This is a genomic window from Nostoc sp. (assembly GCF_036919815.1).
GTDB lineage: Bacteria > Cyanobacteriota > Cyanobacteriia > Cyanobacteriales > Nostocaceae > Nostoc.
Map to the genome: position 1 here is coordinate 79,322 of NZ_JBALCE010000084.1, position 14,948 is coordinate 94,269.

A 14,948-nucleotide genomic window follows, 5' to 3' on the forward strand; every position below is an offset into this window, starting at 1 on the left:
TGTAGTAGACAAATAACTATACATCAAAGTCATACTTGAACTGGCAAGATTTTCATCTACCAGAGCCAAGACTAGATCAATGCGGTTTGGTTAAAGGTAAAACGCGAAAATTCTTGTTGTTCCTCCTTTACCCTTTTAAGCAAATGTCCTTCAAAATTTTGGCTTTAGACGGTGGCGGTATCCGTGGAATCGTTGCAGCACGAATACTTCAACAAGTAGAACAAGAAATTAGAACCCAGGGTAAAGGAAACTTTTTACATGAATACTTTGACCTAATTGCTGGTACTTCTACGGGTTCAATATTAGCAGGAGGTATTGCTGTTGGAAAGGAGAGTGATCAACTAATTAAATTGTATAAAGAACGGGCGAAAGATATATTTCCGCAGCAGAGAAAAGACCGCTATAAAAACTTACCGCCCATCATAAAATCGATTTTGGATGTACTTTCACCACCTAAATATTCTCATGATGGAATTATTAGCGTCCTCAAAGATGCGTATAAATCTACAAGAATAAAGGATATTGAAAAACCGATTATTTTGATTCTTGCTTACGATACGCTATATCGCAATACAACCTTTTTTACAAATTGTCATCCCGATCTAGGAGACAGATGGTATGATGACTGTTTTTTATGGGAGATATGTACCGCTTCTGCCTCAGCTCCCACTTTTTTCCCACCATATAAATTAGAACCTGTAGATAAAGAAAAATTTGGTGATTGGGAATTTCCACACATTGATGGAGGAGTTTCTGCTAATAACCCGTCTCTGGCAGCTTTGAGTCTAGTTATGAGGATCAGTCAGTCTTCAGTCTCTCCAACAATCAAGCAAAAATATAAACTGGAGAATCTACGATTGGAAGATATTTCTATCCTTTCTATTGGCACCGGTCAAACTGGTGAAGCATATCAATATAAGCAAATAAGCAAATGGAGAGGCTTCGACTGGGCAAAAAATCTTACTAATATCTTTATAGAACCTACATCTGAGATTGGTAGTACAATTTGCCGACAAATCATGGGTGGATACGATTCTAAACGTTACTTACGTCTTCAGTTTGACTTAAATGAGACATTTGAACCGAAGCCAAAAGAGACTTATAAAGATCCTCGGATTATATTAGCTCCAGAAGATCGAAAAAATCGATTTACAGGCGAAAAAGTCAGTGAAGAAATAGATAACACTAGTTCAGAGGTTGTTCAGCAGTTGATAGATACTACCTCTGCATTCATTGATAACGGTCGCACCTATTATACCAGAGACGACTCCGGGCCTCAGACAAAAAATGCGATCGCCTCTTTTATTAGAGATAACTAGTACATCCACGTAGGCATATTTATGTCAACTAATATATAGGACTCATATTTGATTTTTGAAAAAACTCAGTACACATCTATTCCCTTCTCCCCGTTAAGAGTTCCCTACCTACGCAAGTAAGTTCAGTAATCAAATCCGATTCCTATAGAATAAAACATCTCGTATTTCTACATAGCTATCGTAGAAATACAAGATGTTTTATTTAAAGCTTTATTAATATCAGTGTTAATTACAAATGTGAATAAAATAATTTATTACTATTTAAAATTACTTAAATTAATAATTTTTAAACATTTCATAATTCAGTATTTTTATGTATACATTATGACGTTAACTTGAGTATATTGAGTATAAGGAAAAGTTAGACAGCTTCTACAGAACTTGATGTTGTTTAAGTTTTCTCTACTAGCTTTGGCTGCTAAATAATCCAGATTAGTTCTCTTAATCACAGTAGAGAAGCAATCGGGTTAAACCAAGCTGACTAAGTTTTGTGAAAATTCTCATTTAACTCAACAACAGTTTACATTTTCTTAATTGATACACCATCTAAATCAGTTTTTTAACTGATTATTGCAGCAATAAAGCTGCTGTCACAAAATTTTTTCATTTATTTTGGATTGAGATAACAATGTTAGTAACTTACAATGGTGAGCGTGGTAGTGGCAGATAGAACGAGTGTGGAGTTCTCCCTCGACTGTTTGCAGAAATTTTTTCGTATAGTGTTCAAGAAATTAAATCGCGGTAATGACTTCGCTAATGGCACAATTGAATGGTATGAGTTCGACTTGACGAGTGCCCCCATGCCCATAAGTCAAACTCACACTTAAATAACTATCGGGCTTGTAAGGCAATCGTTCCGCCCATTCAACTGCCACAATTCCTGGTATCACCTCAACACCTTCCCAGTAACTTTCTAAATTCAGGGCTGCAACTTCTTGTGGTTCTAAGCGATATAAATCTAGGTGGTAAAGGGGGAGGCGTCCTTCTGTGTACTCATTAATCAGGGTGAAAGTGGGACTGACAATGGGTTCAGCGATTCCCAAACCCTTGCCAATACCTTGAACTAGGGTAGTTTTACCAGTACCTAAATCACCTTCTAGTAAAATTACACTACCAGGGGTCAGGGATTCACCGAGAGTAATACCTAAGTGTAGCGTCGCCTTTGCATCTGCAAGAAAAATTTTCATAATTAGTCATTAGTCATTAGTCATTCGTCATTCGTCTAAACAAAAGACAAATGACAAATGACAGATTTTCATCTTCCGCGATCAGCTCTACCGTACCACCGCAACAAAACTCGTGCTAGCTTCTGCGGATTGTGACGTACAAAACCCGTTTCATCTTCATACAAAACATTAGCTGGAACAATCTTTCGCCCTAGCTGAGTTACGGCTTCTCTATCCAGGAAAACGGGATGGGAGTTTTGTTGGGCGTAGCGGATGAGTGATTGCTCCGAGGGGGATTTGTTGTGTATTAGCACAGCATCAAACAGCCGTCTTTGCCCACAAGCAGCATCAATTGCTCTGATGTGATCGGCAACAGTGTAGTCTTCAGTTTCTCCTGGTTGAGTCATGATATTGCAGATATAAATCCGGGGAGCATCTGTTTGAGCGATCGCATCGGCAATTTCTGGTACTAATAAGTTAGGAATCAGGCTAGTATAAAGGCTACCTGGGCCAATAATGATGTAATCAGCTTCTTTAAGTGCCTTAATCGCTGCTGGCACCGCCGGAGGATTAGCTGGAATGCAGCCAATTTTGACAATTTTACCGCCAGCTTTAGGAATACTAGACTCCCCATTAATCCGGCGACCATCGGCTAATTCTGCCCAAAGGCGAACATCACTGAGAGTTGCTGGTAGTACTTGTCCGCGTACCGCTAGCACTTTGGAACTGGCTGCAACTGCTTGTTCTAAATCTCCAGTAATATCACTCATTGCCGTTAAAAACAAATTGCCAAAACTGTGACCCGTTAACCCATCTCCAGCCCGAAAACGGTATTGAAACAATTCTGTTAATAACTTTTCTTCATCTGCTAGTGCAGCCAAACAATTGCGAATATCCCCTGGTGGTAGCACTCCAAATTCTTCACGCAACCGCCCAGAAGATCCACCATCATCGGCGACAGTGACAATCGCAGTAATATTAGCGCTGTAGGTTTTCAGTCCCCTCAACAACGTAGAAAGTCCTGTACCACCACCAATTACCACTATTTTCGGGCCTCGGTACAATCGACGATGGGCTAACAAGACATCAATCAGTTCCTCTCCGCCTTCCGCTCTAAGTACCTTAGTAATTGAGCCGACAGTGCGAGTTTGCCCCCAAAGCACTAACAGCAAGCCGCCAAGCAGCACCAAAGGGCCACTGATATAGTTGGGTAAGAGGTTGGTGATTACTCCCAGGAAATTCCTAACCAACTCGATCATCCAAAAAATTGGAGTCAACTTAATCCAAATAGCTAACCCCAAACTCGCCAACACTACACCCCCAAGACTGATCAACAACCAACGTTTTACCGATAGTCCAGGGGATAACCATTTGAACCATTGGTTAACCCGATGTGAAGTACGAGAGCGCGACTGCTTTTGCAGGGCGTTGAGGGCTTGTCTGAGAAAACCATTTGACATACCTGATTTGGAGCAGTGCTACAAACAATAATTAACAGAAAATTTAGATCACTTGGTTTAAAACACCAGGCGTGAAACTATTATATTTGTCAATCGCATTAGACTAAGAACAAGTCGTGAAGATTGCCAGTATTCCTAGTTAAACAATAGCCTGGCTTGGTAAAAGTGAATTTAATGGAAAAACGAATTTTAGGATTAGATCCAGGACTGGCAATTTTAGGATTTGGGGCAATTACCTATACACAAATTTCCCACAAAGTACAAGAGACTACAGTAAATATGCTGGATTTTGGGGTAATCAGAACGTCAGCAGATGTCGAAATGGGACAGCGCCTATGTACCTTGTTTGATGATTTACACACCCTGATGGAGGAGTTGCAACCGGATTTGGTGGCGATCGAGAAACTATTCTTCTATCGGATGTCAAGTACAATCGTCGTTGCACAGGCGCGGGGTGTACTTATTTTGGTGTTAGGCCAGCGACGTCTTCCCTACGTAGAGTTTACTCCGGCTCAAATTAAGCAAGCTTTAACAGGCTATGGCAATGCTGATAAGTCAGAAGTGCAAGAGGCGGTGGCGCGGGAGTTGGATTTAGATGAAATTCCCAAGCCTGATGATGCTGCGGATGCTTTGGCGGTAGCATTGACTGCTTCTTATCAGCTGTAGGTGTTGGAGAACTTTATTATTCTTCTACATCAGCGCTTCCCGCTATTATGCAATACAGTTTTTCTTCTTGCCCCTCTCCTAGCATAGCTTTTAGCTTTGAGGATGTACATCATAGCTACCGGAAGTGTTGTATTTTAAAAATTAGCTGTGACTCGAACAATAAAAGACTTCCAAAGAATAAATTACTCAATAAAAATCGGTTTTACCGATGTAGAAGAACCATTTATGAATATGTTTAGCTGTGGTATATGATTATTCTTGTGATGGGTGTATCGGGTTCTGGCAAAACCACCATCGGAAAACTGCTAGCAGACTCGTTAAACTGGGAGTTTAGCGACGCTGATGCTTTCCATTCGCCAGAGAATGTTGACAAAATGCGGCGCGGTATCCCTCTGAGTGAAGCTGACAGGATGCCTTGGTTACAAGATTTGCAAACAGCCATAAAACACTGGCTGCAAGAAAACAAAAATGTGGTGCTGGCGTGTTCGGCTCTCAAAGATAGCTATCGGCAATTTCTGGTATTAGATAGCGATCGCATCAAGCTAGTTTACCTTAAAGGGTCTTATGAGTTGATTCAAATGCGGCTGCAAGAGCGTCATAATCATTACATGAGCGAAAAACTTCTCAACAGCCAGTTTTATACTCTTGAAGAGCCATTAGATACCATATCTATGGATGTTGCACAGCCACCTGAGGTAATTGTCCAAAACATTAGAACGGCTTTGGGAATTTAGCTTATTGGTTACAACCACAAGTTTAAATCGGTGAAGTTATTCAATCCCTACGATTTGTATTCAAAGAACCCTAATCCTCCAGATTGCCAAAAATTAAAGCCTTACTGATGATCAGAAATAAGCGCAGTTGACAAGCATATTATAGTCAACCCTGAAAATAAGGCAACAGGATTTAAAAGTAAACATTTCCCTCCTACGGTATTAAATTTTGTGAATTAAACTTAAGTAAAATATGTTAAGTTTTTTAACCTATACCTAAGCTGAAAACTACTTAACTTTCGCAAAGACTCCAGGAGGAAAAGTTTAAACTACATCGAGATGGAATAGTTTCCTTGACTTTGTAAAGTTCGATAAACGGGGATCATATTTGGAATAATACAGGTTAAACTAAAATTCATGTAAAACAGAATACAAATTCACATTGATAAGATCAGATTCTACTAATTTTAGTTAAAAGCCGTTTTTAACTCACGCACTTGCAAATGTATGATCACCAAAAAATGTGAGTTTTTGATGTATTGTAGTGTTACTACTATTGCTTGAAAAAACAAAACATCTAATTTAGGACAATTAATAGCGCTAACTCAAATCACGTCAAATTATAACACGTTTGAGAGGAGTTTAAATTGCCAAAATCAGCAGTGCTGCTAGGTGATATCTAAAGTTTTCAGACTTATCTCATATTGTTATAACTTGGCAATTTTATATTCTACTGGCCTTTTTAAAATATAAATATGTTGTTATAAATAGATGAATATGAAGAGAATTTTACTCATAGTTGGCATATTATGTTTCGCGGTTTTTAGTTGTACAAATGGCGCTCAAAATGACAACACCGCCATCAATACTAGTGCAGAAAATAAAATTGCCACTGGGAATAAAAAATTACGAGCGGTTGGCTTCACCGTTGGCGATCTAAGTAACCCTTTCTTCGTAGTTATGGGACAAGCAGTTGAGGCAGAAGCGAAGAGAATTGGCGGAAAAGATGTTACCGTTATTGTAGCTTCCAGTGCTTATGATCTCAACCAACAAGCTAATCAAATTGAAAATTTCACTGCTGCGAATGCTGACATAATTGTTTTGAATGCTGCTGATAAAAGGGGAATTAGACCAATAGTTGAAAACGCGAAACGAGCAGGTAGAATTATCATTGCCGTAGATACAGGTGCTGAGGGAGGTGTGAACGCCACCATCACTACTAATAATGTCCAAGCTGGAGAAGTTAGTTGCAAATATATTGCTGACCGCCTCCAAGGTAAAGGCAATGTAGTAATAGTTAACGGGCCGCCGGTGGACTCAGTAATTCAGCGAGTTAGTGGCTGTGAAAATGTATTATTCAAATATCCCAATATCAAAATCCTCTCTAAAAACCAGAATGCAGATGGTAGTCGGGATGGAGGACTCAGAGTTATGAGTGATTTGCTTACAACCTTTCCGAAGATTGATGCTGTTTTTGCTATTAACGATCCGAGTGGACTTGGCGCAGAACTAGCAGCAAAGCAAGCACAACGTAAAGATTTCTTTATTGTAGGGGTTGATGGTGCGCCAGAAGCAATTACTGCGATCGCAGCTAAAGATGGTTTATATGCGGCGACTGCTACTCAAAATCCACGAGGGATGGCTCAAAAAGCAGTTCAGGTTGGCAACGACATCTTAAATGGGAAAAAACCTAAGTCACCTACCATTTTGATTCCAGTTAACTTGATCACAAAAGATAATGTCAGCACAGAAAAAGGCTGGTAAATAATAAAATTTGTTAATTTGCGATTGAAAATTATGTCTTCTGATCTGAATCCTTTGGTGCATTTGTAAAGTTTTTGCACATACCTATAATGTACGGCGGTTTTCATTTAATTTAAATAAAAAACCTAACCCCCAGCCCCTTCCCTACTAGCGTTGGGGAGTAAGACTCAAAGCCTCTACCTTTTTAGGAGAGAGGAATGGAAGCAAGGTTAAAACTCTACTGCACCCAATTGAGAACCGCTATGTATGTGCATCAGCGAAAAGTCTGAGCGCCGATTTATAGCACTCAGAAATTTAAGAGACAGTCTCCATCAACTAACGTTAATAACAAACTATGAAAATATCTCTTGCCCATTCCCCACTCCCTATTTTCAAACTAGTATTCAGCTTTTAAAACATGATTTTGTGATCAGATATAAGTTGATTAATTCCTAACTCACGATGCCTATCTTGGGCTGCGCCTACACGATTTTTAAATTGTTTTTAGAGGCTTTGCTGATGACAACGACTATTGAAAATTCATTTCCTGATGCACCAACCAGCGCCCCGGTCTTAGAAATGCGAGGGATTACAAAACGATTTCATGGTGTATCTGCACTCCAAAATGTGAATCTGACGATTTATCCGGGAGAAGTTCACGCCCTTATGGGTGAAAACGGAGCAGGCAAAAGCACATTGATGAAAATCCTCGCAGGGGCTTACATTGCCGATGAAGGAGAAATTCTGATCAATGGTCAACCACTGAAAATTACTGATCCGGCGACAGCACGCAAATCGGGTATTAATCTCATTTATCAAGAACTGAATGTTGCACCTAATTTAACCGTTGCCGAAAATATGTTTATGGGTAGCGAGTTGCGGCGAGGTCAGTTTTTAGACCGCAAAGGTATGCAACTGGAAGCAGAGGAAGTGCTGGAAAGCCTTGGAGCCAATTTTACAGCGCAGACTGTGGTTGGTAGCTTATCGATCGCAGAACAGCAGCAAGTAGAAATTGCACGAGCGCTGAAGGATAAAAGCCGCGTTTTGGTGATGGATGAACCAACAGCCGCCCTATCTGACCGCGAGAGTGAGCATTTATTTGAGGTAATTCGCAAACTGCGGCGTGACGGCATTGCGATTATTTACATCAGCCATCGGATGGAAGAAATCTATGCCTTAGCTGACCGAATTAGTGTGCTGCGTGATGGTCAATATATTGGCAGTCTCACACGCAGTGAAATTTCTCCCCAGCGATTGGTGCAAATGATGGTTGGTCGCTCCATGCAAGACTTTTACGAACATCAACGACAAATGCATCCTGGCCCAGTGGTGCTGGAAGTCAGAAATATGAGCGACGCGCGTCAGAAGATTGAGCGGGCTAGTTTTGAAGTTCATGCTGGAGAAATTGTCGGTTTAGCCGGGCTGGTTGGTGCAGGACGCACAGAACTATCTCGGCTGATTTTTGGTGCAGACCGCAAAGCCAGTGGTGAAGTATTCTTGAATGGCAAAAAACTGGAAATTAATACGCCCAGTGATGCGATCGCGGCGGGAATTGGCTACGTCCCAGAAGACCGCAAAGACCAAGGTTTATTTCTGGAGATGAGCGCCCGCAAGAATATTGCTATCAACACACTCAAGCAGGATGCAAAAGTTGGAATTGTTAACTGGAGTTCAGTTAATCGGCTGTCAACAGAGGCGGTGGAAAACTTTAATATCCGCCTGGCTAATTTGGAAATTAGAGCGCTGGATCTTTCTGGTGGTAATCAGCAGAAGCTACTGTTAGCGCGGTGGTTAGCGATTAAACCGAGAGTACTGATGTTAGATGAGCCGACACGCGGTGTAGATATCGGTGCCAAAAGCGAAATTTACCGAATTATGAGCGAATTGGCAGCGCAAGGTGTAGCTATTTTAATGGTTTCCAGCGAACTAGCGGAGATTGTCGGCATGAGCGATCGCGTCTTAGTGATGCGAGAAGGACAGCTAGTAGGCGAACTGAATGGCAGTCTTGGTAAAGAAATCACCCAAGAAAAGATTATGCATTATGCAACTGGAGCATCGGAGGTATTAGCATCATGAGTCAAACAGTCAGACCGCCTGGCAAGAAATTAGCCAACAATCCCACATCCGGCAACCGCAAATCAATTAGCACTCTATTGGAAGTTGCGGGTATTCTGCCAATCCTAATAATTATCTGCATCTTATTTACATTCCTTTCTCCCAACTTCCTCACAGTCGGTAACATCGTTAATATCTTGCGTCAGTCATCAATCAATATTGTGCTGGCGACAGGAATGACCTTTGTGATTCTCACCGGAGGTATTGACCTTTCAGTTGGGTCAATATTGGGTGTTTCTGCCGTAGTTGCCTTGCTGGTATCACTACTGCCGGCTTTAAGTTGGGCGGCTGTGCCTGCTGCATTGCTGGCAGGATTGCTTTTAGGCTTAGTCAATGGCGCTCTGATCACCTTTTTGGATGTGCCACCTTTTATTGTCACCTTGGGTTCACTTACTGCCTTGCGGGGTGTGGCCTTTTTGGTTGCCAAAGGGACAACCCTGATTAACCCGGACATCAATTTTGCTTGGGTGGGTAATAATTATGTCGGTCCCCTGCCGTGGCTAGTGATAATTGCGCTACTGGCTATAATCGCTAGTTGGTTTGTGTTGCGGCAAACTGTTTTAGGAGTGCAGATATATGCTGTCGGTGGTAACGAGCGGGCAGCCAGATTAACTGGGATAAAAGTTAATCATGTGTTGCTATTCGTCTATGGTATTAGTGGATTACTAGCAGGTTTAGCCGGAATCATGAGTGCTAGCCGTCTTTATAGTGCTAGTGGCGTATTAGGTCAGGGTTACGAATTAGATGCGATCGCATCTGTTATTCTTGGTGGAACCAGCTTTACAGGCGGTATTGGTACCATTGGTGGCACACTTCTAGGTGCATTGATTATTGCTATTCTCAACAACGGTTTAACCTTGTTGAACCTATCTTACTTCTGGCAACTAGTCGTCAAAGGACTAGTAATTATTTTGGCAGTAACGATTGATCGGTTACGCAGACGTTCCAGACGGTAAAGAATTAATTTCTTTGGGAATTGGGCATTGAGAATAGAAAATGAGCCTTTGAACTCCATTAATGAACCTTGGAACTCCATTAATGAGCCTTTGAACTCCATTAATGAGCCTTTGAACTCCATTAATGAACCTTTGAACTCCATTAATGAACCTTGGAACTCCATTAATGAACCTTTGAACTCCATTAATGAACCTTTGAACTCCATTAATGAGCCTTGGAACTCCATTAATGAGCCTTGGAACTCCATTAATGAACCTTTGAACTCCATTAATGAACCTTTGAACTCCATTAATGAACCTTTGAACTCCATTAATGAACCTTTGAACTCCATTAATGAGCCTTTGGTTTCTACTCTCCTACCCCCCACTCCCCAATGCCCAATGCCCAATACTTCTCTACGAGAGGCTGCGCCAACGACTTCGCTCAGTACAAGTGCCCAATCCCCAATCCCCAATGCCCAATATATAAACTATGTCTTCCACTACTATTCGTCGTAAATCCAACACGTTTTATGTAATTTTGATTGCTGGTGCTGCTGCTCTCGGCGGCTTTCTGTTCGGTTTTGACACTGCTGTAATCAACGGCGCGGTTTTATCTCTAGCAAAAGCTTTTAACACCAGTAGTTGGGTAACAGGGCTAGCAGTGTCCCTAGCGTTGCTGGGATCTGCGGTAGGAGCCTTCTTTGCTGGACAGATTGCAGACCGTTATGGTCGAATCAATGCAATGGTGGTCGCTTCGGCGCTGTTTACTATCAGTGCCATTGGCTCTGGGATGGCCTTCACTATCTGGGATTTTATCTTTTGGCGAGTATTGGGTGGGATTGGAATCGGCGTTGCTAGCGTCATCGCCCCAGCTTACATTGCGGAATGTTCTCCCGCCCATTTGCGGGGAAGGTTAGGATCTCTGCAACAATTAGCGATCGTAGTGGGAATTTTTGTCGCCTTATTGAGCGACTACTTTATTGCTGTGTCAGCAGGTTCAGCAGACTCGCCGTTTTTGTTTGGGGTTGCAGCTTGGCGCTGGATGTTTTGGACAGCAGTCCCGCCAGCCGTATTCTACGGGATGATGGCTTTAACAATTCCTGAGTCTCCCCGTTACTTAGTTGCCAAAGGACGAGAGCCAGAAGCTGTTAACGTTCTCACCAAGATTTTGGGGGGTGACGTGCTGCCAAAAATTGAAGAAATTCGGCAGACAGTGCTTCGAGAACGCGAGCCTAGATTTTCTGACCTGTTGGGCAGAAGTGGTGGACTCCTCCCCATTGTTTGGATAGGAATAGGCTTATCTGTATTACAGCAATTCGTTGGTATTAATGTAATCTTCTACTACAGCAGCGTTTTGTGGCGTGCCGTCGGGTTTTCCGAAAAAGATTCTCTAACAATCACGGTGATTACAGGAGCCGTAAATATTATTACAACACTGATTGCGATCGCCTTCGTGGATAAATTTGGTCGTAAGCCCTTGCTCATACTAGGGTCGGTTGGCATGACCTTGACTTTAGGAACAATGGCTTCTATTTTTGGCACTGCTCCCCTGGATGCTGCTGGGAATCCCAATCTCACCGGAAGCGCAGGTACGGTAGCTCTCATCGCAGCTAACCTCTATGTGTTTTGCTTCGGTTTCTCCTGGGGGCCAGTAGTTTGGGTGCTGTTGGGAGAAATATTTAATAACAAAATTAGAACTGCTGCACTTTCAGTTGCTGCTGCGATGCAATGGATTGCGAATTTCCTCATTTCCACAACATTTCCTCCCATACTGCAATATTTCGGTCTAGGTTCTGCCTATGGACTCTATACAATTGCGGCAGCTACCTCATTCTTTTTCATTCTCTTTTTTATTAAAGAAACCAAAGGAATTGAGTTAGAAGATATGTAATTGGCATTCATCTAGTACCCCAAGGCAGAATTAAAAATTAAAAATCAATACAGTATCAGCATTTCATTGATTTGGAATGGGTGGTTTATTTACGCTGTACTGTACTAGTACAGTACGGCGTAATTTGTAATTCTGATCACCCAATACAGTTTGAGCCAAAAGTCATAGCGTGGCTTTAATAGGACTTACGCAAAAATTGCTAAAAAGCTTAATTTTAGGACTTACGCACTGTACAAATGCATCGTGATGTACATTAACGATTTTGAGGTTGTTTTAGGCTTTTCTTAATTATCCTGCGATCGTAAATAGGGCTTGCTGTAGGGACACAGCATTGCTCATTGGTGTCAACTTAACGTGAAAACCTTCCTAGAACCAGCTTTTATAGATTATCTCGTTCCCAGTCGGAGACTGGGAATGCCGTTCTAGAGGCTCCGCCTCCCTCGCTGGCGGCAGAGCCGCCAGGAGTAGCATTTCCAGCCAGAGGCTGGAAACGAGATTTGAAAGGCTTTTAGCTTAAGTTGACACCTATGAGCATTGCTGTGCCCTTACGAAAGATATGCTTTTTAACCATTCATATTTGGTATTTCTTGTCAATGCGTAAGTCTTCAATTATTTTTAAGTAATAAGCCAATGTTAAAAATTCTTTTTCATAGTTTTTTTCTCCTATGTTTGGCAATTCCAGCAGTTTGGGCAGTACCTCCAGAAGATGATTCTAATGGAGCAGATGCTAATAGGAATTTGCAGGGACAAGTCAATTCTGTTTCCCAGTTTTCCGATATTAAACCGAGCGATTGGGCATTTCAAGCGCTGCGATCGCTAGTGGAACGTTATGGCTGTATTGCAGGTTATCCTGACGTAACCTATCGCGGCAACCGTGCTTTAAGTCGTTACGAGTTTGCAGCTGGTTTAAATGCCTGCTTAGACCGGGTGAATGAATTAATTGCTGCGGGTAGTAGCGATTTAGTCAAGAAAGAAGATTTGGCAGTGCTGCAAAATTTGCAGACAGAGTTTGCGGCAGAATTAACAACTCTGCGTGGGCGGGTGAATACGCTGGAAGCACGGACAGCAACCCTGGAAAAACAGCAATTTTCTACTACTACCAGGTTGAATGCTCAAATTATTACTGCCATTAGTGATAGCTTTGGTAATCGGGTGGGTGGCGATCGCGATGAATCCCGTCTCTACTTTGCAAATCGCAGTCGTCTCAACTTTGAGAGCAGTTTCACAGGCAAAGATTTGTTGCGAGTTCGGCTAGAATTTGGCAACTTTGTGAATTCCAATGGTGCAAGCCAAATTGCCGCAGCAACGGGTACAGGGATGACACGCCTGAACTTCGATTATGACAGCAATGATACACTTTTCGTTCCGCACATTCGTTACTACTTCCCAGTCAGTGATTCTCTTAACTTCGTTGTTGGTCCCACAGGCATTGGTTACACCGATATTTCAACCACCGTCACTCCTGCCACAATCGCTGACGACGGCAATGGGGTTCTTTCACTTTTTGGGTCATACAGTCCCTTATTCCGGCGAGGTGGCGGGGGTGCAGCCGCTAACTGGAACATTACCAAAGACTTGATTCTCACCTTAGGCTATTTAGCAAGCAGTCCCAATGTCCCATCGGCTAGCAACGGCTTATTTGATGGCGGCTACAACGCCCTGGCGCACCTAGCCTATTACGGTAAGCAAGGAGCTATTGGTGTCGCCTACTCTCATGGCTATAGCCCTGCTGGAGTAATCGATCTCGCAGCTGGGACGGGTAGTGCCTTGTCAAACGCTCCCTTTGGCAACAACATTGCTACTTCCAACGATATTGTCGGCGCACAGGGATTCTATCGCTTCTCCCCGAATTTCCAAATCCACGCTTGGGGTGGATATATCTGGGCAAATGCCAAAAACTCTGGTTTGAGTGATATTTCCAATGGTAGGGGTGGAACAGATTCTCTATTTGTGAACAGTGGTGACAATGCCAATGTCTGGTTTGGGGCAATTGGGATGTCGTTTCCTGATGTGGGGGGTAGGGGTAACTTGCCAGGAATTCTCTTTGGTATACCGCCGCGTGTCTCTAACAGTGATGTCCGTCAAGACCGAGACAACGCTTACCATATCGAAGCATTCTATCGTTACCGACTCAACGATAATATTTCAGTAACTCCTGGTTTTTGGGTGATTCTCAACCCGGAAAACGACAGCAGAAATGATACGCAGTATGTGGGTGTGATTCGCACAACCTTCGATTTTTAACCGAATTAGGACTTACGCAAAACTACACACGGTAGGGGCAATTCATGTAGCTTTAGCTGACCGCAGGGGATTGCCCTTACCTAAAAATCGTTATTTTCAGCTATTGTTTGCGTAAGTCCTGATACAAATGAAGGGTTTGGAAATATAAAACTTTCAGGTACCCTGAAGTTGATATATAAAAGAGCCATTTTCAAATGACCATTTACTTTTATAAAGTTTGGCAGCCTTATGGCTGTTTTTCTAACTTTTCTCCCCACGGCATCCACATCCAGAATACTTACTGGCCAACGGTTGAACATTATTATCAAGCGCAAAAGTTTGTAGGTAGCACAGATGCGGCAATTATACCCCTCATCTATGCCGCCGCCGCCCCAGAAGAAGCTGCCGCTTTGGGAAGATGTAGCGATCGCCAACTTCGTCGAGACTGGAATTTAGTCAAAACTCAAATTATGCGAGAAGCTGTACTCAAAAAGTTTCTCACTCATGCTGATATTAGAGAAGTTCTCTTGAGGACAGGCGATGATATTTTGATTGAAAACTCCCCAACTGATTCTTTTTGGGGCTGTGGTGCGAATAAAACCGGTCAAAACCATCTCGGTAAAACTCTCATGAGTGTGCGTGAAGAAATCCGTAATTTACTATCTTTAACAGTCATTTACGAATAGTTTAATCAAAATAGTTAGATTCAACATA

At 42.2% G+C, this 14,948-nt stretch carries 13 protein-coding genes; 10 read left to right on the forward strand and 3 right to left on the reverse strand.

What is annotated here, in order from left to right; translation table 11 throughout:
• Positions 1–143: 143 nt before the first annotated feature.
• Positions 144–1,319, forward strand: a complete 1,176-nt coding sequence (locus V7K15_RS19995; RefSeq protein ID WP_334907988.1) for a patatin-like phospholipase family protein — start codon at positions 144–146, stop codon at positions 1,317–1,319.
• A gap of 731 nt (positions 1,320–2,050) precedes the next feature.
• Here V7K15_RS19995 and tsaE read toward each other — a convergent pair.
• Together tsaE and V7K15_RS20005 are read right to left on the reverse strand one after the other, a co-directional pair.
• The gene (gene tsaE / locus V7K15_RS20000; RefSeq protein WP_334907990.1) at positions 2,051–2,506 is read right to left on the reverse strand and encodes a tRNA (adenosine(37)-N6)-threonylcarbamoyltransferase complex ATPase subunit type 1 TsaE; all 456 of its coding nucleotides are present in this window, start codon (positions 2,504–2,506) and stop codon (positions 2,051–2,053) included.
• Positions 2,507–2,574: 68 nt separating this feature from the next.
• The gene (locus V7K15_RS20005) at positions 2,575–3,945 is read right to left on the reverse strand and encodes a gluconeogenesis factor YvcK family protein (RefSeq protein WP_334907992.1); all 1,371 of its coding nucleotides are present in this window, start codon (positions 3,943–3,945) and stop codon (positions 2,575–2,577) included.
• A gap of 174 nt (positions 3,946–4,119) precedes the next feature.
• Here V7K15_RS20005 and ruvC point away from each other — a divergent pair, with 174 nt between their 5' ends.
• The 6 genes from ruvC (at position 4,120) to V7K15_RS20035 (ending at position 10,138) form a co-directional block, all read left to right on the forward strand.
• Positions 4,120–4,611 (forward strand): crossover junction endodeoxyribonuclease RuvC, encoded by a 492-nt coding sequence (ruvC, locus tag V7K15_RS20010; protein ID WP_334907994.1) that lies wholly within the window; start codon positions 4,120–4,122, stop codon positions 4,609–4,611.
• A 248-nt stretch (positions 4,612–4,859) separates the two neighbouring features.
• Positions 4,860–5,345, forward strand: a complete 486-nt coding sequence (locus tag V7K15_RS20015; RefSeq protein WP_334907996.1) for a gluconokinase — start codon at positions 4,860–4,862, stop codon at positions 5,343–5,345.
• A gap of 30 nt (positions 5,346–5,375) precedes the next feature.
• Entirely contained in the window at positions 5,376–5,453 is a 78-nt protein-coding gene (locus V7K15_RS20020) for an inositol oxygenase family protein (RefSeq protein ID WP_334908083.1), read from the forward strand.
• Between the two features lie 648 nt (positions 5,454–6,101).
• Positions 6,102–7,088, forward strand: a complete 987-nt coding sequence (locus tag V7K15_RS20025; protein ID WP_334907998.1) for an ABC transporter substrate-binding protein — start codon at positions 6,102–6,104, stop codon at positions 7,086–7,088.
• 498 nt (positions 7,089–7,586) lie between these two features.
• Entirely contained in the window at positions 7,587–9,143 is a 1,557-nt protein-coding gene (locus tag V7K15_RS20030) for a sugar ABC transporter ATP-binding protein (RefSeq protein WP_334908000.1), read from the forward strand.
• Positions 9,140–10,138, forward strand: a complete 999-nt coding sequence (locus V7K15_RS20035; RefSeq protein WP_334908002.1) for an ABC transporter permease subunit — start codon at positions 9,140–9,142, stop codon at positions 10,136–10,138. Before V7K15_RS20030 ends, V7K15_RS20035 begins: the two co-directional genes overlap by 4 nt.
• On the opposite strand, the gene V7K15_RS20040 is transcribed toward V7K15_RS20035, so the two are convergent.
• Complete coding sequence (locus V7K15_RS20040; protein ID WP_334908004.1) at positions 10,054–10,593, reverse strand: hypothetical protein; 540 nt, start codon at positions 10,591–10,593, stop codon at positions 10,054–10,056. The two genes, V7K15_RS20035 and V7K15_RS20040, sit on opposite strands and share 85 nt — an antisense overlap.
• A 17-nt stretch (positions 10,594–10,610) precedes the next feature.
• Here V7K15_RS20040 and V7K15_RS20045 point away from each other — a divergent pair, with 17 nt between their 5' ends.
• From V7K15_RS20045 to V7K15_RS20055, 3 genes are all read left to right on the forward strand, one after another.
• Positions 10,611–12,011: a sugar porter family MFS transporter gene (locus tag V7K15_RS20045; protein WP_334908006.1), complete on the forward strand. Its 1,401-nt coding sequence runs from the start codon at positions 10,611–10,613 to the stop codon at positions 12,009–12,011.
• Positions 12,012–12,641: 630 nt separating this feature from the next.
• On the forward strand, positions 12,642–14,255 hold the full coding sequence (locus V7K15_RS20050) for an iron uptake porin (RefSeq protein WP_334908008.1): 1,614 nt from the start codon (positions 12,642–12,644) through the stop codon (positions 14,253–14,255).
• A 194-nt stretch (positions 14,256–14,449) separates the two neighbouring features.
• Positions 14,450–14,920: an NADAR family protein gene (locus tag V7K15_RS20055; RefSeq protein ID WP_334908010.1), complete on the forward strand. Its 471-nt coding sequence runs from the start codon at positions 14,450–14,452 to the stop codon at positions 14,918–14,920.
• The last annotated feature ends 28 nt before the right edge of the window (positions 14,921–14,948 follow it).